General features: G+C 70.7%; 15 protein-coding genes. 14 read left to right on the top strand and 1 reads right to left on the bottom strand.

What is annotated here, in order from left to right:
• Positions 1–4 precede the first annotated feature (4 nt).
• The 13 genes from RGD00_RS02540 to RGD00_RS02480 all read left to right on the top strand — a co-directional run bounded on the left by RGD00_RS02540 (position 5) and on the right by RGD00_RS02480 (position 16,311).
• Positions 5–1,399, top strand: coding sequence for an amidase (locus tag RGD00_RS02540; protein WP_310455632.1), 1,395 nt, complete (start codon positions 5–7; stop codon positions 1,397–1,399).
• A gap of 11 nt (positions 1,400–1,410) precedes the next feature.
• Positions 1,411–2,244, top strand: a complete 834-nt coding sequence (locus RGD00_RS02535; protein WP_310455630.1) for a creatininase family protein — start codon at positions 1,411–1,413, stop codon at positions 2,242–2,244.
• Positions 2,245–2,277: 33 nt separating this feature from the next.
• Positions 2,278–3,771, top strand: a complete 1,494-nt coding sequence (locus RGD00_RS02530; RefSeq protein ID WP_310455629.1) for an aldehyde dehydrogenase family protein — start codon at positions 2,278–2,280, stop codon at positions 3,769–3,771.
• 31 nt (positions 3,772–3,802) lie between these two features.
• Entirely contained in the window at positions 3,803–4,546 is a 744-nt protein-coding gene (locus RGD00_RS02525) for a glucose 1-dehydrogenase (protein WP_310455901.1), read from the top strand.
• 12 nt (positions 4,547–4,558) lie between these two features.
• On the top strand, positions 4,559–5,341 hold the full coding sequence (locus RGD00_RS02520) for a FadR/GntR family transcriptional regulator (RefSeq protein WP_310455628.1): 783 nt from the start codon (positions 4,559–4,561) through the stop codon (positions 5,339–5,341).
• A 144-nt stretch (positions 5,342–5,485) separates the two neighbouring features.
• Positions 5,486–7,549: a hydantoinase/oxoprolinase family protein gene (locus RGD00_RS02515; RefSeq protein WP_310455627.1), complete on the top strand. Its 2,064-nt coding sequence runs from the start codon at positions 5,486–5,488 to the stop codon at positions 7,547–7,549.
• Between the two features lie 2 nt (positions 7,550–7,551).
• The gene (locus RGD00_RS02510) at positions 7,552–9,321 is read left to right on the top strand and encodes a hydantoinase B/oxoprolinase family protein (RefSeq protein ID WP_310455625.1); all 1,770 of its coding nucleotides are present in this window, start codon (positions 7,552–7,554) and stop codon (positions 9,319–9,321) included.
• Positions 9,322–9,683: 362 nt separating this feature from the next.
• Positions 9,684–11,183, top strand: coding sequence for a catalase (locus RGD00_RS02505; RefSeq protein WP_310455623.1), 1,500 nt, complete (start codon positions 9,684–9,686; stop codon positions 11,181–11,183).
• A gap of 476 nt (positions 11,184–11,659) precedes the next feature.
• Positions 11,660–12,223 carry a DoxX family protein gene (locus RGD00_RS02500; protein WP_310455621.1) on the top strand — a complete coding sequence of 188 codons (564 nt, stop codon included), beginning with the start codon at positions 11,660–11,662 and terminating at the stop codon, positions 12,221–12,223.
• 128 nt (positions 12,224–12,351) lie between these two features.
• Entirely contained in the window at positions 12,352–13,131 is a 780-nt protein-coding gene (gene otsB, locus RGD00_RS02495; protein ID WP_310455900.1) for a trehalose-phosphatase, read from the top strand.
• Positions 13,132–13,362: 231 nt separating this feature from the next.
• Positions 13,363–14,862 carry an alpha,alpha-trehalose-phosphate synthase (UDP-forming) gene (locus tag RGD00_RS02490; protein ID WP_310455620.1) on the top strand — a complete coding sequence of 500 codons (1,500 nt, stop codon included), beginning with the start codon at positions 13,363–13,365 and terminating at the stop codon, positions 14,860–14,862.
• Positions 14,863–15,103: 241 nt separating this feature from the next.
• A complete protein-coding gene (locus tag RGD00_RS02485) occupies positions 15,104–15,838 on the top strand; it encodes a cytochrome c oxidase assembly protein (RefSeq protein WP_310455619.1) in 735 nt (244 codons plus the stop codon).
• Entirely contained in the window at positions 15,835–16,311 is a 477-nt protein-coding gene (locus RGD00_RS02480; protein WP_310455618.1) for a CopD family protein, read from the top strand. The genes RGD00_RS02485 and RGD00_RS02480 overlap by 4 nt, the downstream gene beginning before the upstream one ends.
• Here RGD00_RS02480 and RGD00_RS02475 read toward each other — a convergent pair.
• Positions 16,278–16,820, bottom strand: a complete 543-nt coding sequence (locus RGD00_RS02475; RefSeq protein ID WP_310455616.1) for a DUF2231 domain-containing protein — start codon at positions 16,818–16,820, stop codon at positions 16,278–16,280. The two genes, RGD00_RS02480 and RGD00_RS02475, sit on opposite strands and share 34 nt — an antisense overlap.
• Positions 16,821–17,522: 702 nt before the next feature.
• Between RGD00_RS02475 and RGD00_RS02470 the strand changes: the two genes are divergently transcribed.
• On the top strand, positions 17,523–18,179 hold the full coding sequence (locus RGD00_RS02470) for a cytochrome c oxidase subunit II (RefSeq protein ID WP_310455614.1): 657 nt from the start codon (positions 17,523–17,525) through the stop codon (positions 18,177–18,179).
• Positions 18,180–18,638: the final 459 nt, after the last annotated feature.

Genomic DNA, 18,638 nt, shown 5'->3' with positions numbered 1-18,638 from the left:
GCCCATGTCATCGCTCGCCGATCTTTCCGCCGTCGATCTGGTCGCCGCCTACCGCGACCGCAGCCTTTCCCCCGTCGAGGTGACGGCGGCCGTCCTGACCCGCATCGCGGCGTCCGAACCGCATCTGAAGGCGATGTGGGCGCTGGACCCGGAGGGCGCGATGGATGCCGCCCGCGCGGCAGAGGCGCGGTGGGCCAAGGGCGAACCCGCCGGGCCCATCGACGGCGTGCCGGTGACGATCAAGGACAATATCGCGACCAAAGGCGTCGCGGTGCCGCTCGGCTGTGCGGCGCTGCCGATGACGCCATCGGCGCATGACGACCCGCCGGCGGCGCATGTGCGCGCCTCGGGCGGGGTGATCCTCGGCAAGACGACGATGCCGGATCTGGGCATGCTGTCCTCGGGCCTGTCGAGCTTTCACGACCTCGCCCGCAACCCCTGGGATCTGGCGACCAACCCCGGCGGGTCGAGCGCGGGTGCGGGCGCCGCGGCGGCGGCGGGCTATGGGCCGCTGCATATCGGCACCGACATCGGCGGGTCCATCCGGCTGCCGGCAGGCTGGTGCGGGCTGGTCGGGCTGAAGCCCACCTATGGTCGCATCCCGATGGTGCCGCCCTTCGCGGGCCGCGTCGCGGGGCCGATGACGCGCACGGTGGCGGATACGGCGCTGTTCATGTCGGTGCTGTCGCGGCCCGATGCGCGCGACAATACCAACGTGCCGGGCGATCACCTGCCCTGGCTGGATCTGGACATGGACGTGAAGGGCCTGCGCATCGGCCTGTGGCTGGACGCCGGTTTCGGGCAGCAGGTCGCGCCCGAGGTGACGGCGGCCGTGACCGCCGCCGCGCGGGCCTACGAGGCCGCAGGGGCCACCATCGTGCCCGTCGCCCCCTTCCTGACCCGCGCCATGATCGACGGGCTGGACGAATTCTGGCGCGCGCGGTCCTGGGCCACGATTTCCGCCCTGCCCGCCGAAAAGCAGGCGCTGATCCTGCCCTATATCACGCAATGGGCGGAAACCGCGCGGGGCCTGACCGGCATGCAGGTCTATCACGGGTTCAACCAGATGAACGTCATGCGCGATGCGGCGATGGCGGCGCTGGACGGGCTCGATTTCATGCTGTCGCCGGTCGCGCCGACGGCGACCTATCCGGCGGACTGGGCCTCGCCCGTCAACGACCCGCAGCGCCCGTTCGAGCATATCGCCTTCACCGTTTCCATGAACATGTCGGGGCAGCCGGCGGTTTCGGTGAACTGCGGCTATACCGGCGCCGGCCTGCCCATCGGCTTGCAGATCACCGGCCACCGGCTGGACGACCTTGGCGTGCTGCGCATGGCGCATGCCTTCGAACAGATGCGCCCGGCGCAGCGGCCATGGCCGCTGTGGGATGCGGCCTGAGGAGGAACGAGATGACCATCGAAGTCGAATGGGCGCGCATGACGGCGCCGGATCTGCGCGCCATCGCCGCACGGGGCGGCGCGCTGGCCATCCTGCCGGCGGGATCGCTGGAACAGCACGGGCCGCACCTGCCCGTCATCACCGATACCGCCAGCGCCCATGCCGCCGCAGTCGCCGCCGCGCGGCTGGTGGCGGGGGGGCCCGATCCGGTGCCGGTGGCGGTGCTGCCGGGGCTGTGGCTGGGGCTGAGCGAACATCACCTGCCCTTCGGCGGCACGATCAGCGTGGATTACGCCGCCTATCGCGCCATTCTGGAAAGCATCGTGCGGTCGCTGCGCGCGCTCGGGTTCGCCCGGCTGCTGATCGTCAACGGCCATGGCGGCAACGTCGATCCGCTGGCGGTGGCGACACGGGAACTGGCGGTGGCCCATGACATGCCCATCGTGGCGACGACGCCCTGGTTCCTGTCGCCCGAGAGGCTCGCGGCGGTGTTCGATTCCGACACCATGCCCAAACATGCCTGCGAGGGCGAAACCTCGGTCATGATGGTGATCGCGGGCGATACGGTAAAGACCGGCAAGCTGGACGAGGCGATGGAACAGGCCCCCGCCCCGGTGCAATCGCCCGCGGGCTTTTCCCGGTTCTATTCCTTTTCCGAACGCGCGCCGGTCACCGGCACCTGGGGCGACCCGCGCACCGCCAGCGTCGAAAAGGGCAAAAGGTTCCTTGCGATCCAGGCAGAGGCATTGGCGGCCGCGATCCGCGATCCCGTGCTCTGGTCGCGCCCCGATCCGGTGTGGCGGCCCGGCCGCGGGCTGGAAACCACCGCCGGCAAGGCCGACTGACCCCGCCCCGGTACGGCCCGACAGGAGGATGCCATGACGCTTTTCACCCCCCCGAAACCGCTGCGCCGCCCGCTGGACGGGCGGGCGCGGCAGATGTTCATCGGCGGCGAATGGGTCGAGGCGGCATCCGGCCGCCGCTTCGACAGCCTGAACCCGGCGACGGGCGCGGTGCTGGCCAGCGTGCCCGCGGGCGATGCGGCCGACATCGACCGCGCCGTCGCCGCCGCCCGCGCGGCCTTCGAGGGCCCGTGGTCGCGCTTCAAACCCTATGAGCGCCAGCAGCTTCTGCTGCGCATCGCCGATCTGTTCGAGGCGCATTGGGACGAACTCGCGCTGTCGGACACGCTCGACATGGGGATGCCCATCGCGCGGACGCGGGCGAACCGCAACCGGGTGGTGGGCATGCTGCGGTTCTATGCCGGGCAGGCGACGGCGCTGCATGGCGCGACCATCGACAATTCGCTGCCCGGCGACGTGGTGTCCTTCACCCGCAAGGAACCCTTGGGCGTCGTCGGCGCGATCATCCCGTGGAACGCGCCCACCGCCGCCTCGATCTGGAAGATCGGCCCGGCGCTGGCCACCGGCTGCACCGTGGTGCTGAAACCATCCGAAGAGGCCCCCCTGACCCCCCTTCTGATCGCCGAACTGATGGCAGAGGCGGGCGTGCCCCCCGGCGTCGTCAACGTGGTGACGGGCACCGGGGCCGAGGCGGGCGCGCCGCTGGCCGCGCATCCGGGCGTGGACAAGCTGGTGTTCACCGGGTCCACCGCGACCGGGCAGGCAATCGTCCGCGCCTCTGCCGGGAACCTCAAGAAGGTGTCGCTGGAACTGGGCGGCAAGTCGCCGGTCATCGTCTGCGCCGATGCCGACATGGACCGCGCGGTGCCGCTTGCGGCGATGGCGGTCTTTGCCAATTCGGGGCAGATCTGCATCGCGGGATCGCGGCTGTTCGTGGCGCGCGCGATCCACGACGAATTCGTCGCCCGCCTCGCCGCCTTTGCCGAGGGGCTGCGGCTCGGCGACGGGCTGGACGAGACGACGGATCTGGGCCCGCTGGTGTCGCGCCGGCAGCTGGACCGGGTGGAGGGCTTCCTCGCCAGGGGCCCGGCAGAGGGCGCGCGGCTGGTGACGGGCGGGGCGCGGCTGACCACGGGCGCCTTCGCCGCCGGGCATTTCGTGCAGCCCACCGTTTTCGCCGATGTGGCCGACGACATGACCATCGCGCGCGAGGAAATCTTCGGCCCCGTCATTTCCGCCCTGCCCTTCGACACGCTGGACGAGGCCGTGGCCCGCGCCAATGCGACCCCCTACGGGCTGGCGGCGGGCGTGTTCACGCGCGACCTGACCACCACGCACCGGCTGATCCGGTCGTTGCAGGCGGGGTCGGTCTGGGTCAACACCTACCACGCCATCGACCCCGCGGTGCCCTTCGGCGGCTACCGGATGAGCGGATACGGCCGCGAGGGCGGGGTCGAGCATCTGCATGAATACCTCAACACCAAGGCCGCCTTCATCCGGCTGGACTGAGGATCACCCCTGAAGCATGATGGAATCGCATATGAAACTGGCGGGCAAGACAGCAATCGTGACCGGGGGCGCCTCGGGCTTCGGCGAAGGGATCGTGCGGTCCTTCGTGGCCGAGGGCGCGCGGGTCGTGATCATGGACCGCAATGCCGCTTTGGCCGAAACCGTCGCCGCCTCGCTGGACGATACCGCATGGATCGCCGCGGATGTCAGCCGGGCGGCGGATTTCGCCGCGGCGGTGGACCTCGCGCAGACGCGCTTCGGCGGGCTCGACATTCTGGTCAACAATGCGGGGATCGGCCACACCCCGCGCCCGATGGACGAGGTGGACGAGGATCTGTTCGACCGCATCATGGCGGTCAACGTGCGCTCGGTCTATCTGGGCGCGCGGGCCTGCGCGCCGCTGTTCAAGGCGAAACGCGCGGGCGCGATCCTGAACGTGGCCTCGACCGGCGGGGTCAGCCCGCGGCCGAACCTGACGTGGTACAACGCCTCCAAGGGCTGGGGCATCGCCGCGACCCGGGCGATGGCCATCGAACTGGCGCCCTTCAACGTGCGGGTGAACGCGATCAACCCGGTGGCGGGCGACACGCCGCTTCTGGGCACGTTCATGGGCGAGGACACGCCCGAGATGCGCGCCAAATTCCTGTCCACCATCCCCATCGGCCGCTTTTCCACGCCGCAGGACATGGGCAATGCGGCGGTGTTCCTGTGTTCGGACGACGCCTCGATGATCACCGGGGTGGCGCTGAACGTCGACGGCGGCCGCTGCATCTGACAAGGGGGGCACATGGGCGAAGGCAGGACGATACGCGCGGGCAGCCGCCCCGATCCGGCGGATGGCCTGTTCGGCACCGACCGGCCGGGCGAATTGCACGAACGCATCTACCGCAGCCTGATCCATGCCATCGCCTCGGGCCGGTTCGCCGCCGGCAGCCGCCTGCCGTCGGAACCCGAACTGGCCGCGGCCTTTTCCGTCTCGCGCCCCGTGGTGCGGCAGGCCATCGACAAGCTCAAGGCCGACGGGCTCGTCTCGTCGCAGCGCGGGTCGGGCACCTATGTCACCTCGCTCGATCATCTGGCGCAGACGCGGCTTGCCAACCGCGAGGGGCTGCGCGAACAGCTCGACCAGATGCAGAGCGATCTGGAATTCCGCCTCGTCTACGAACCCGAGGCCGCGCGCCTTGCCGCCGAACGCCACAGCGAAGCCGATCTGGCCCGGATGGAAGAGGCGATGGCCCAGTTCCGTCAGGCGCATGAGGAAGGGCGGATAACCCACCACTACGACTATCTTTTCCACGAGGCCATCGCCCGCGCGACGGGCAACAGCCGCTTCGTGCGCGCGGCGCAGTCCCTGGAATACGCGCAGGACGATGCCTGGCTGGTGATCCGCCATCTGGTCTATTTTCAGCCCCCCACCCGCGCGGTCGAGATCCTGGCCGAACATGCCGCCGTGCTGGCCTTCATCCGCGCCCGCGACGGCAATGCCGCCCGGCAGGCCATGGCCGACCACATCCGCGCCAGCCGCCAGCGGCTTGCAGGTTTCTTCGCGCCCCCCGACCGGCAGGACTGATCCCCCGCCGATGCACCGGCGCCATGGCGCTTGAAAACCTGTCGAAAGCATCCCACGCTTGGCCGGTTGCCCTCCGGCAGGCCGGGCGGGCGGCACGGGACCCGGAACACCGGGACCGGACGCGAAACGACGGGGAGACGGCGAATGACATTCCGCATTGCAGTGGACACCGGGGGTACGTTCAGCGACGTGGTGATAACGAACACCGCGACCCGGCAACTCTGGATCGACAAGGCGCTCACCACCTATGACCGTGTGTTCGACGGCATCTCCGCCGCCCTGACGGCGGCGGCCGGCGATATCGGGACCGACCTTCGGGGGCTTCTGTCGCAGACCTCGCTGTTCACCTATGGCACCACCTTTTCCACCAATGCGATCATCACCGGCGATGTCGCACGGACGGCCTTTCTGACCACGCAGGGCCACCCCGACACGCTGGTCCTGCGCGAGGGCGGCAAGCTCAACCCCTTCGATTTCCGCCATCCCTACCCCGACCCCTATATCCCCCGCCGGCTGACCTTCGAGGTGCCCGAACGCATCGACGCCGAAGGCGGCATCCTGATCCCGCTGGACGAGACGCGGGTGGCCGAAATCGCCGCCGACCTGCGGGGGGTGGAGGCGGTGGCGGTCTGCCTGCTGTGGTCCATCGTCAACCCCGCGCACGAATTGCGCGTGGCAGAGATCCTTGCGCGCGACCTGCCGGGCGTGCCGGTCACGCTGTCGCATCAGATCAACCCGATCCTGCGCGAATACCGGCGCGCGTCCTCGGCCGCCATCGACGCCTCGCTGAAACCGCTGATGCAACGCCACCTGCGCGAGATGGAAACCGACCTGCGCCGGGGCGGCTTTGACGGGCAATTGCTCGTCGGCACGTCCTTCGGCGGCGTTCTGGGGGTGGAGGACGTGGCGGCGCGGCCGATCTACACCGTCAATTCGGCCCCCGCCATGGCCCCGGTCGCCGGACGCGCCAATGCGCCCGACGAGGACAGCATCATCGTCTGCGACATGGGCGGGACCAGCTTCGACGTGTCCATCGTGCGCGACGGGAACATGAAGTTCACCCGCGAAACCTGGATCGGCGGGCAATATACCGGCCATATGACGGGCCTGTCGGCCGTCGACATCCGCAACATCGGCGCGGGCGGCGGTTCCATCGCCTGGATCGACCCGGGCGGGTTGCTGCATGTCGGGCCGCAAAGCGCGAAATCGACGCCGGGCCCGGCCTGCTACGGCCAGGGCGGCACCTGGGCGACGGTGACGGATGCGAGCCTTGTGATGGGTCATATCGACCCCGACTTCTTTCTGGGCGGGCGGATGCGGCTCGACCCGGCGGCGGCGGAACGGGCGATCAGGATGAACGTGGCCGAGCCCCTAGGCATCGGCCTGCACAAGGCGGCCCATGCGATCCTGACCATCGCCACCGAGAACATGGTGAACGCGATCCGCAGCATCACCGTCAACGAGGGGCTCGACCCGCGCAAGTCGCTGCTGATCGCAGGCGGCGGCGCGGGCGGCATGACCATCGGGCGCATCGCGGAACTTCTGGGGTCCAGCCGCGCGCTGGTGCCGCGCACCGCCGGCACGCTGTCGGCCTCGGGCGGGCTTTTCTCCGACATCGTGACGGAATTCAGCGCCAGCCGCCGCGCCGACACCCGCGATTTCGACCATGCGGCGGTCAATGCCGAACTCGCGCGGCTCGACGCGCAGATCGACGCTTTCTTCGACCGGATCGAGACGCCGAAGGACCGGCAGGCCCGCGAATTCCTTGTCGAGGCGCGCTATCCCCAACAGATCTGGGAACTGGACGTGCCGCTGCGGGGCGCCGCCTTTGCGGGACGCGAGGATGTGGAGGCGATGATCGCGGGTTTCCACGCCGCGCATGAACGGGTCTTTGCGGTCAGCGAACCGGGACAGGGCGTCGAATGCATCGGCTGGAAGGCGCGCGCCATCGCCCGCCTGCCCCGGCCCCGGCTGGAACGCGGGGCGCAGACCGCCGCCAGCGCCGAACCGCTGGCGGTGGGGCAAAGCTGGTTCGGCGGCGACAGCCCGGAACCCACGGCCCGCTATGACGGCGCCAACCTGCCGGCGGGGACGATCCTGCAAGGGCCCTGCATCATCCTGGAACCCACCACGACCATCGTCGTCTTCCCCGGTTGGACGGCCACGGTCCTGCCCAACGGCGACTACATGATGGCGAAGGAGTGCTGACGATGACGACCGAACCGCTTCTGCTCGCCATCCTGTCGAACCGCCTCGACTGCATCGTGCGCGAGATGACCAACACCCTGCTGCGTGCCGGGCGTTCGGCGGTGCTGAACACCGCGCGGGATTTTTCCTGCTCGATCATCACCTCGGACAACGAACTTCTCGCCTCGGCCGAGGGGCTGCCCGTCCATGTCATCGGCACCGAGTTCCTCGCCAGGGCGATGACCGACCTGCACGAGGATTTCCGCGAGGGCGACGCCTATCTGCACAACGACCCCTATCTGGGCAACACCCATGCCGCCGACCATGCGATCCTCGTGCCGGTGTTCTTCGAGGGCGAACACATGTTCACCGCCTGCGCCAAGGCGCATCAGGCGGATTGCGGCAATGCGCTGCCCACGACCTACATGCCCGCCGCGCGCGATGTGTACGAGGAAGGCGCGCTGATCTTTCCCTGTGTCCTGATCCAGCGCGACTTCCGCGATGTGGCCGACATCATCCGCATGTGCCGCCGCCGCATCCGCGTGCCCGACCAGTGGTACGGCGACTATCTGGCCACCCTCGGCGCGGCGCGGATCGCCGAACGGCGGCTGAAGGAATTGTGCGCGGAATACGGGCGCGACGCCGTGCGCGCCTTCATCCGCGACTGGTTCGACTACAGCGAGCGGCGGATGATCGACGCCATCGGCAGGCTGCCGGGCGGGCGGATCACCGGCGAGGCCCGCCACGACCCCTACCCCAACCTGCCCGAGGGCGTGCCGCTGAAAGTGACCGTCACCATCGACAGCACCGAGGGCCGGATCGACCTCGACCTGCGCGACAACCCCGACAACTACCCCGGCGGGCTGAACGAATCCCGGGCCTGCGCGACGAACAACGTGATGACGGGCGTCTTCAACTCCATCGACCCGGAGGTGCCGCACAACGCGGGCAGTTTCCGCCGCATTTCCGTGCAACTGCGCGAAGGCTGCATCGCGGGCATCCCCAAGTTCCCGCATTCCTGTTCCATGGCGACGACGAACATCGCCGACCGTCTGGTCACGCTGACCCAGGCCGCCTTCGCCCGTCTGGGCGAAGGCTTCGGGCTGGCCGAAGGCGCGCTCGGGATGGGGATTTCCTATGCCGTGATCTCGGGCGAGGATCAGCGCTATGGCGACGAGGCCTATGTGAACCAGGTCTTCCTCGCCTCGACCGGCGGGCCGGGGGGCCCCGAGGCCGATGGCTGGCCGACCTACTACCTGCCCGTCGCCGCCTCGCTGATGTATCACGACAGCACAGAGGTGGACGAACAGAAATACCCCCTGCTGGTGTGGGAAAAGCGCCTGATCCCCGATTCCGAGGGCGCGGGGCGGCATCGCGGGGCGCTCGGCTCGCGGGTGGTCTATGGATGCCGGAACCGGCCGATGATGGCGGCCTATACCTTCGACGGCCACGAAAACCCCGCGCGCGGGGTGCGCGGCGGGCTGACGGGCACGGGGTCGGACGGCTGGAAGATCGACCGGGACGGAAACCGGGTGGACCTGCCGATGGCGGGCACGCAGGTGATCGTGCCGGGCGAGCGGCTGGTGTCGCATACCGGCGGCGGGGGCGGCTATGGCGACCCGTTCGAGCGCGACCCGGAACGCGTCGCGCATGACGTGTCCGAAGGCTGGGTGTCGGTCGCGCGCGCGCGCGACGTCTATGGCGTGGTCCTGACCCCCTCGCCGGCCGGGAAGGGCCTGTACCTCGTCGACCCCGAGGCGACACGCCAGCAACGCGCCAGACCCCGGGCCTGACAGGCCGATGCAGCACGGGCGGGGGCGGGAATGTCCGGCCGCAAGGGCATTCAGCCGCCCCCTTCGCGGAGCGTGGGTGGAAACTCCCTGCCCGACTGCGAGGGCGTCGAGGGCTGGTGGTCGTCCCCTTCTCGAGGGCGCGGGTAGAAACCTGGTGGACGACCACGATCCGGTCGAGGCGGGCATGTCGCCCCCTGCGCGGGGCGCGTGCAGAACCTCGCCCCCGCGGCCATCCGGGGACCAGGGCCGGGCGGGCAATCTGCATCGTGAATACCGCAATGGTTGAATAGCTGCGCCGGTGCCGTAACATGGCCCCCGGCATCCAGGGCTTGCCCCGCCCCAGACCTGTCAGGAGGTTCCCCATGTCAGATCAAGGCAATCCGCGCGCGACCGGCTCGACCATGAGCACGGGCGCCCCCGCGCCGAGCGACCGCAACTCGCTGACCATCGGGCCCGATGGCCCGATCCTGCTGCACGATGTGCATTTTCTTGAACAGATGGCGCATTTCAACCGCGAAAAGGTGCCCGAGCGCCAGCCCCACGCCAAGGGCGCCGGCGCCTTCGGCATCTTCGAGACGACCGAGGACATGTCGGCCTGGACCCGGGCCGCGCTGTTCCAGAAGGGCGCCAGAACCGAGATGCTGGCCCGTTTCTCGACCGTCGCGGGCGAGATGGGCAGCCCCGACACCTGGCGCGATGTGCGCGGGTTCAGCCTGAAATTCTACACCGCCGAGGGCAACTACGACCTCGTGGGCAACAACACGCCGATCTTCTTCGTGCGCGACCCGATGAAGTTCCCGCATTTCATCCGCAGCCAGAAACGGCTGCCGGATTCCGGCCTGCGCGACAACCACATGCAGTGGGATTTCTGGACCAACAACCCCGAGAGCGCCCATCAGGTCACCTATCTGATGGGCCGGCGCGGGTTGCCGCGCACATGGCGCAACATGAACGGCTATGGCTCGCACACCTATATGTGGGTGAATGCGGGGGGCGAGCGGTTCTGGGTCAAGTACCATTTCCACACCGAACAGGGGATGGCATTCTTCACCAATGCCGAGGCCGCCGCCATGGCCGGGTCGGATGCCGATTTCCACCGCCGCGACCTGTTCGACGCCATCGCGCGGGGCGATCATCCGGGCTGGGTCCTGTCGGTCCAGATCATGCCCTATGAGGATGCCGGAACCTATCGCCTCAACCCGTTCGACCTGACCAAGACATGGCCGCATGCGGATTATCCGCTGCACCGGGTGGGGCGGATGGTGCTGAACCGCAACCCCGAGAATTTCTTCGCCCAGATCGAACAGGCGGCGTTCTCGCCCGGCAATACCGTGCCGGGGATCGGGCTTTCGCCCGACAAGATGCTTCTGGGCCGCGCCTTCGCCTATAACGACGCGCAGCGGAACCGGATCGGCACGAATTTCCACCAGTTGCCGGTGAACCAGCCCAAGGTGCCGGTGAACACCTATATGTTCGACGGCCAGATGGCCTATCACCATGCGGGCAATGCCCCGGTCTATGTGCCCAACAGCCACGGCCGCGCATGGGCGGACGAAACCGGCCCCGTGGCCGACGGGTGGGAGGCCGACGGCCCCATGGTCCGCAGCGCCTATACCCTGCGCCGGGACGACGACGATTTCACCCAGCCCGGCATTCTGGTGCGCGAGGTGATGGACGACGCGCAGCGCGCCGAACTGGTGGATCAGGTCGCGGGCAGCCTTCTGGGCGGGGTGCGGGAACCGGTGCTGAGCCGCGCCATCGGCTACTGGAAAAGCATCGACCCCGGCGTGGGCGCCCGGATCGAGCAGAAGGTCCGCCACGGCAGCGCCGGAAAGCCCGCCGAGGGCATGGGCGAGGCATAGGCGGCACTCCGGCGGGCCGGGAGCGGCCCGCCATCGCGACCGCCTCATTCCCCGCGCGCTCAGGCCGGGCGGGATCAGGAAACGCACCGCGTTTCCCCCGCCCGTGGCGCAGCGGTGCCGTGAAAGACGGAGATGCCGGGAGAAATGGGTAGGCCAGCGCCTGCCCCGGCGGGCGAGAAGCGCCCGCCATGGGCGGGGCGGGCGGCTCACCGGGGGCTTTGGGCCCCCGGCCGGGGCAACGGCGAGGGCGGGATGTGGCGAAGGCACGCGCCTTCGCCAGCCAGCACGATGGACCGACCCGCCCCCTGAACTTGCCTCCCCATATGCAACCTGGGCAACGGGCCGCGATGCGATCCGCAGGCCAATTCCTTCCATTCCGGATGCAATGATCTTCCTTCCACGCGGATTATCGCCCGCTCCAAACCGGTGCATGGTCCCGTCCAGACGCCGCCCCGCGCGTCGGCAGGAAAACCGGCATGAACAGCCCCACCTTTGGGCCGGGCACCCGCCCGCCGTTCCCGCCGGGTCCGAACCGCGCGCAAGGCACCGGCATCGCCCCCACATGGCACGGCATCGCCCGCGCCGCATCCCGAAAGGACACCACCATGACCTATGCCACCGACACCACCCGCCCCGGCCTCGTCGCCGGCATCGCCGATGCCGATCTTGCGGCCCTGATCCTGCGCGTCGCGATGGGCATCCTGTTTCTTGCCCATACCTGGCTGAAACTGGTGATCTTCACCCCCGCCGGCACCGCGGCCTTCTTCGAAAGCCTCGGCTTTCCGGGCTTCCTCGCCTATCTGGTGATCGCGGCCGAACTTCTGGGCGGCATCGCGCTGATCCTCGGCCTCTGGACGCGCTGGGTGTCGCTGGCGCTGGTGCCGGTCCTGCTCGGCTCGATCTACGCCCCGCATGGCGCGGCGGGGTTCTTCTTCTCGAGCGAGGGCGGCGGCTGGGAATTTCCCGCCTTCTGGGCGGTCGCGCTGGTCGTGCAGGCGCTGCTGGGCGATGGCGCCTTCGCCCTGCGGCGCGGGCGCTGAACCATCGAACCAAAGGCCGGCCCCGGCGGGCCGGCAAACCCGCAGCCGCCCGGGAACCTCTGGCGCGGCGGCGGGTTTTTCTGTTAGTGGAAAGGCTTGACCGCAGGCAAACAAGGTCGCAGGTGCAGATGCCCGATCCGGTTTCATCCCTTCTGGCCGCCCTCCGCGAGGGGGACGATGCGCGGGGCTGGGCGTGGTTCCTCGATCTGGACGGCACGCTGATCGACCTCGCACCCCGGCCCGGGGATGTGGTCTGCCCGCCCGGCCTGACCGCGACCCTTGCGGCGCTGGACGCGGGGGCGGCGGGGGCGCTGGCGATCGTCACCGGGCGGTCGGCGGATTTCGCGGCGGCGCTTCTGGGCACCCGGGCCTTCACCATCGCGGGCCTGCACGGGGCCGAGATCCGGTTGGGCGAAAGGTTGGGTGGCGGGCAGCCGACCGCCGCCCCGGCCCGCCCCCCGGCCCCGGCCGCAGACCATGCCGCCGCCGCCGCCCGCGCGATGCCCGGCGTGATCTTCGAGGACAAGGGGGCCGCCTTCGCCCTGCATTTCCGCCTCGCCCCCCGGATGGAAGCGCGGGTCGCGCAGGCGATGGACGAGGCGCTGGCGCTGGCGGGCGCGGGCTATCGGCTGCGTCCGGGCAAGGCGGTGGTGGAGCTGTGCCCCGCGGGCGCCGACAAGGGCGCGGCCCTGCGCCGCCTGATGCGCCACCCCGCGTTCCGCGCCCGCAGGCCCTTCGCCGCCGGCGACGACCTGACGGACGAGGCGATGTTCGCCGCCGCCGATGATCTGGGCGGCCTGTCGCTGCGGATCGGGGCCGGAAACGGGGAAACGCGCGCGCGGCACGCCCTGCCCTCGCCCGCGGCGATGCGCGAATTGCTGTCGCGCATGGTGCAACCGCGCGCTTGACGGGCGGGGCGGCTTGCATAAACCTGTGGCCGCATGGAACAAATCCCCGCGAGGCCGGTTTCAGGACCGCAGCCGGATCGTTCCGAAAAGGGCCAACCGCCCGGCCCGCCGGTCCATCCCCGAAGGGCCCCCGCCGCAGGGAACCGACCGTATGGGGGCGAAAAGGGGCTGGCGGCGCCATCCCGGCCCATCACCCCGCCCGGATCCCGGGACCATAACCGGAGCCAGACCATGAGCCGCCTGATCGTCGTTTCCAACCGCGTCCCCGACCCCCGCCGCCCCGCCGCAGGCGGTCTGGCCACCGCGCTGACCGCCGCATTGCAAGCGAGGGGCGGGATCTGGATGGGATGGTCGGGGGAATGCTGCGACGACGACACGGAACCGCAGCTTCGCCAGCGTCAGGCCGGGGCCGTGACCTATGCGGTGACGGATCTGAGCGCGCGCGACCATGCCGAATATTACCAGGGCTTCGCCAACAGCGTGCTCTGGCCGCTGTGCCATTACCGGCTCGGGCTGACGGATTATGCGCGCAAGGACGCCGCCGGATACTGGCGCGTGAACCGCCTGTTCGCCGGGCATCTTCTGCCGCTGCTGCGCAAGGACGATGTGCTGTGGGTGCACGATTATCACCTGTTGCCGCTGGCGGCCGAACTGCGCCTGCACGGCGTGACCAATCCCATCGGCTTTTTCATGCATATCCCCTGGCCCGCGCCCGATGTCTTTCTGTCGGTGCCGGGCAGCGATGCGCTGCTGTCGGCGATGACGGGATACGACCTTCTGGGCTTCCAGACGGAAAACGATACCGCGAACTTCGCCCAATGCCTTGCCCGCAGCCGGATCGCCCGCCCCATGCCCGGCGATCCGGGCCGCCTGGCCACCCGCCAGCGCAGCTTCCGCGCCGGCACCTTTCCCATTTCCATCGACACCGCCGGATTTGCCCGCACGGCGGAACAGGCGGTGCGCAATCCCGCGATGCGCCGCCTTCAGGAAACCCTGCGCGGCCAGCGGCTGATCCTCGGGGTGGACCGGCTGGACTATTCCAAGGGCATCCCGCAGCGGATCGAGGGCTACCGGCGCTTCCTGCTCGACCGGCCGGCGTTCCAGGGGCAGGTGACATACCTCCAGATCACCCCGAAAAGCCGCGCCGGGGTGGAACAATACGAGGCCCTGCAACGCGAGATCGCCGAACAGGCCGGGCATCTGGCGGGGGAACTGGGGCGGCTCGACTGGGCGCCGATGCGCTATGTCAACCGCTCCTTCGGGCAGAGCGTGCTGGCCGGCACATGCCGGATGGCGCGGGCCGCGCTGGTGACGCCGCTGCGCGACGGGATGAACCTCGTCGCCAAGGAATATGTGGCGGCGCAGGATCCGGCGGATCCGGGCGTGCTGATCCTGTCGCGCTTTGCCGGGGCGGCGCAGGAACTGGACGAAGGCGCGCTGCTGGTCAACCCCTACGATGTCGAGGCGATTGCCGGCGCGCTCGGCCAGGCGATGGACATGGCGCCCGAGGAACGGCGCGAAAGGCATGGCGCGATGCTGCGGGTGTTGCAGGACCATACCGTGTTCGACTGGTGCGACAGCTTCCTGTCGGCGCTGTCGGCGCCCGGGGCGGCCCAGGCCGCGGCGGGGACGGCGGAACCGCGGCGGCGGATCGACATCCGCCTTGCCGCGCCGTCGGGCCCCCAGACCCCCGGCAACGGCCCCCGCCCGAGCCTGCCCGAAACCGCCTGAGCGGCGCGGCGTCCCTGTCCCCGCACCCGCGCCTGCGCCCGTCCGGCAGGGGCGGCGGGAACAATCCGGCCGCCCGGCGGGTTGCTTGCGCATCGGGAACCGGCCGTCCGCTGCCCGCCTGCGGCCGCCGAGGGAGGGAGGAGGACATGCCAGCCACCATGCCGCGCAACAGCGGCCATCGCCGCCCGGGGGGCGTCCGGGGATGGCCCGGGGCCGCGCCCGCGCGGGAAAGGCGTGACCCGTGACCCCGATCGCCGCCGTTCCACCCCCGCCCTATTGCGGCCCCGCCCCGGCGCCCGGCGCGCTGTGGCAGAGCTGGAACCTCGACCCGCCGCTGCTGGCGGGGTTGGCGGTGCTGCTGGTCTGGGGAACGGTTCGGGCCCGGCGGCGGGGGGGCGGGGGGGCCTTCGCGGTCTTCTGGCTGGCGCTGGCGGTGGCCTTCGTCTCGCCGCTCTGCGCGCTGACGGCGGCGCTGTTCAGCGCGCGTGCGGTGCATCATCTGGTGCTTCTGGGGATCGCCGCCCCCGCGCTGGCGCTGGCCCGGCCATGGCGGGGGGCGCCCGCCGCGGCGGTGTTCGGCGCGCTGGCGGCGGCGCTGGTCCTGTGGCACCTGCCCGGGGTCTATTCCGCCATCTGGCGCAGCGAGGCGCTTTACGCCGCGATGCAGGCGGCGCTGCTGCTGCCGGCCTGGGGGCTGTGGTCGGCGCTGCTGGCCCCCCGGGACGGAATGGCGCTGATGCCCGTCGCGCTGGTGGGGGGGCTTGCCGCGCTCATGGGGCTGATCGGCGCGGTGCTGACCTTCGCGCCCGTGCCGCTTTACGCCGAACATGTGCTGCTGGCGGCGCTCTGGGGTCTCGATCCGCTGGCGGATCAACAGCTTGCCGGGCTGGTGATGTGGGTGCCGGGGATGATCCCGCTGGCGGGGGCGGCGGCGCTGGCCGCGCGGCGGGCCTGGCTGCGGGATGCGCAGACATGATCGCGGGGCTCAAGGCGCTGCATATCGCGGGGCTGGTCTGCTGGTGCGCGGCGCTGATCGGGCTGCCGCTGCTGCTGCACCGCCATGGCGGGCGGCGCACGCAGCGCGGCTTTGCCGAATACCGGCTTGTGACCCATATCGGCTATATCGCCTTCGCCACCCCCGCGGCCCTGGTCACGATCGCGGCGGGCACCGCGCTGGTGCTGCTGGCGGGCGTGTTCGAGCCGTGGTTGCTGGTCAAGCTCGCCGCCGTTGCCGGGATGGTGCTGGTCCATGTCTGGCTCGGCCACATGATCCAGCGGTCGGGCGAGGAACGGCGCAGCGACTGGCACGGCGGGCCGCTGGCGGGGCTGGCGCTGGCGGTGCCGCTGATGGCGCTGGTGCTGGGTCTGGTGCTGGTCAAGCCCGATGCCGGCCTTCTGGCCCGGCTGGTGCCCGATCAGTTCTTCGCCCCGCGCGCGGTATCGCCATGATCGTTCTGGGTGCCGAGGCCGTAGTCGAACACCAGCTTGCCGCCGTGCCAGCCGGTCATCCCCGTCATCACGGCGGCAAGGCCAGAGGTCAGCAACCCCCAGGGCAGCACCGCGCCTTGCGGGTCGGCCAGCCGCAGCCCCCAGTTCGCGCCCAGAAGCGACAGCAGCATCACCGCGAGGATGAAATGCGTCCAGCTGGCGGCGCGGATGCGGATGCCGGGCACCAGCAGCAGTTCCGCCGTACCCGTGACGCCCGCCAGCACCCCCATGCCGAACCCGACCCCGGCCGCCCACAGCGCCACCCGGGGCCAGAACGGATCGCCGGTCAGCCAGTAGACCAGATCCGCCCCGAACGTGCAGATGCAGAGCGCGATGGGAAACGTGACCAGCATCGCATGGACCGGGTGGCCGGCGATGGCGATGCGCGATTCCTTCAGGTGGAAGGCCGCATGTTCGTGGATCGGGTCGCGGAACCTGCGGCGGGGGCGCGGTGTCGGGCGGGGGGGCATGCGGGGGTCTCCTGTCCGGGGGCGAGGGGCGGCGCGACGCGGACACCCGCGCCCATGGGGGCGAAACCCGCGCTGGCGGCGGTTGTTCCCGCCCCGGCGGGCGGCGGGGGGCAGTTGTCGAGCCCGTCCCGTGGGGATCGCTGTCGAGGGCCGATGGATGGCGCATCCCGGGGGGCCGCGCCCATGGCGGCGGAACCTGCGCTGGCGGGCTACGGGAAGCGCCTGCCGAGCCTCTCCCCTGGGGATCTCTGTCGAGAGCCGAAGGATGGCGCATCCCGGCGGGCCGCGCCCATGGCGGGGAAACCTGCGCCGGGAGGTGTCGGCATCCCCCCCTTTCGGCTGTCTGGCGAAGGCGCGTGCCTTCGCCATGGCGATGCCCTTGCCGCTGCCCCGGCCGGGGGCCCAAAGCCCCCGGCCAGCGCCCGCCCCGCCCATGGCGGGCGCTTCCCGCCCGCCGGGGCAGGCGCTGGCCTTTCCGGTATTCCCGGCATCACCGTCTCTCACCGCACCGCCGCGCCACGGGCGGGGGAAACGCAATGCGTTTCCCTAACCCGCCCGGCCCAACCGGTGTGCGAATACCGATCCGACCCTGCGAGCGGCGGAAGGGGGGCCTCCGATCCATCACCCCCCTGCCGCGGACCGAAGGGCAGCACGTCACGGCCCCCCGCGCCCATCGCGGCGAAACCCGCGCTGGCGGTCATCGTGCCGGTGCTGGCGGGCTGCGGGGGGCCGCTGTCGAGCCTGTCCCCGGCGGGGCCGGCGGCGGCGGGGATCGCGGTGCTGTGGTGGGCGATGCTGGCGGGGGCGGTGCTGATCACGCTTCTGGTGTTGGCGCTGGTCTGGCGGGGCTTCGGCCCGCCGGTGCGCCGCCCGCCCGGCGAAAGGTTCTGGCTGCACGGCATGGGGGTGGGCTTCCCGCTCGCCGTGCTGGCCGCGCTCGTCGGCGCGGGGATCGTGGTGGGCGAGCGGCTGCATCCCGGGCAGGAACCGCCCGCCCTGCGGGTCGAGGCGATCGGGCGGCAGTGGGAATGGCGGTTCCGCCAGCCCGGGGCGGACGGCGCGATGGTGGAAACCCGGGGCCGGCTGCACATCCCCGCCGGGGTGCCGGTCGATGTGGTGATCCGGTCCGAGGATGTGATCCACAGCTTCTGGGTGCCCCGGCTGGCAGGCAAGATGGACGCCCTGCCCGGCCGCGACAACCTGCTGCGCCTGCGCGCCGACCGGCCGGGGCTCTACCACGGCACCTCGGCCGAATTCTCGGGCGCGGGCTATGCCGGGATGCGGTTCGAAGTGCTGGCCTATCCCCCCGACACCCCGCCCGCCGCCCTTGCCCGCCCCGGACCGGAGGCCGGACGATGACCCGGCGCGCCAATCCCCCACACCCCTGCGCCGCCCCCCCGGGGCCCTGCCCCCGCCCCCCGCCGGACGCGGGTCCTGAAGGCGTGCGGTTGAAGACACTACCCCCCGGACCCGCCGCCCCTGAATGCGGCGATCCCCGACGCCAACCGACGATCCGCCCCCGATCCCCGCAGGCCGGGACTTTGCCGCAGCCCCTCGGTCAAAATGCCCCGCGCGGGCCATGCCGGAATGTGGTTCCCGGTTGGTCTCTCCTCCCCCTGCCTGCCCGGGTCGGCAAGGACCGGGCCATGGCCCTGCCTTCCAGACCTCGGCAGAACGCCCTGCACTTGCCCGATCAGCCAGAGCGTTGCCGCAATGCCCCGGCCGGAGGGCCGCGCGCGGGTGGTGCAGGCATGCGGTTCGAGGTGTCGGCCTATCCGCCCGCCGCCCTTGCCCGCCCCGGACCGGAGGGCCGCCGAT

This window comes from Ruixingdingia sedimenti, assembly GCF_031432425.1.
Taxonomy (GTDB): Bacteria; Pseudomonadota; Alphaproteobacteria; order Rhodobacterales; family Rhodobacteraceae; genus Ruixingdingia; species Ruixingdingia sedimenti.
The sequence above is the reverse complement of the archived record's forward strand: the minus strand, read 5'-3'. Positions and strand labels throughout refer to the sequence as shown.

Bases quoted from the DNA above. Each gene is read 5' to 3' on its own strand.
- RGD00_RS02520 (WP_310455628.1), top strand. From the start codon at position 4,559: ATGGGCGAAGGCAGGACGATACGCGCGGGCAGCCGCCCCGATCCGGCG.
- RGD00_RS02505 (WP_310455623.1), top strand. From the start codon at position 9,684: ATGTCAGATCAAGGCAATCCGCGCGCGACCGGCTCGACCATGAGCACG.
- RGD00_RS02530 (WP_310455629.1), top strand. From the start codon at position 2,278: ATGACGCTTTTCACCCCCCCGAAACCGCTGCGCCGCCCGCTGGACGGG.
- RGD00_RS02515 (WP_310455627.1), top strand. From the start codon at position 5,486: ATGACATTCCGCATTGCAGTGGACACCGGGGGTACGTTCAGCGACGTG.
- RGD00_RS02500 (WP_310455621.1), top strand. From the start codon at position 11,660: ATGAACAGCCCCACCTTTGGGCCGGGCACCCGCCCGCCGTTCCCGCCG.
- RGD00_RS02475 (WP_310455616.1), bottom strand. From the start codon at position 16,820: ATGCCCCCCCGCCCGACACCGCGCCCCCGCCGCAGGTTCCGCGACCCG.
- RGD00_RS02490 (WP_310455620.1), top strand. From the start codon at position 13,363: ATGAGCCGCCTGATCGTCGTTTCCAACCGCGTCCCCGACCCCCGCCGC.
- otsB (WP_310455900.1), top strand. From the start codon at position 12,352: ATGCCCGATCCGGTTTCATCCCTTCTGGCCGCCCTCCGCGAGGGGGAC.
- RGD00_RS02540 (WP_310455632.1), top strand. From the start codon at position 5: ATGTCATCGCTCGCCGATCTTTCCGCCGTCGATCTGGTCGCCGCCTAC.
- RGD00_RS02525 (WP_310455901.1), top strand. From the start codon at position 3,803: ATGAAACTGGCGGGCAAGACAGCAATCGTGACCGGGGGCGCCTCGGGC.
- RGD00_RS02480 (WP_310455618.1), top strand. From the start codon at position 15,835: ATGATCGCGGGGCTCAAGGCGCTGCATATCGCGGGGCTGGTCTGCTGG.
- RGD00_RS02535 (WP_310455630.1), top strand. From the start codon at position 1,411: ATGACCATCGAAGTCGAATGGGCGCGCATGACGGCGCCGGATCTGCGC.
- RGD00_RS02510 (WP_310455625.1), top strand. From the start codon at position 7,552: ATGACGACCGAACCGCTTCTGCTCGCCATCCTGTCGAACCGCCTCGAC.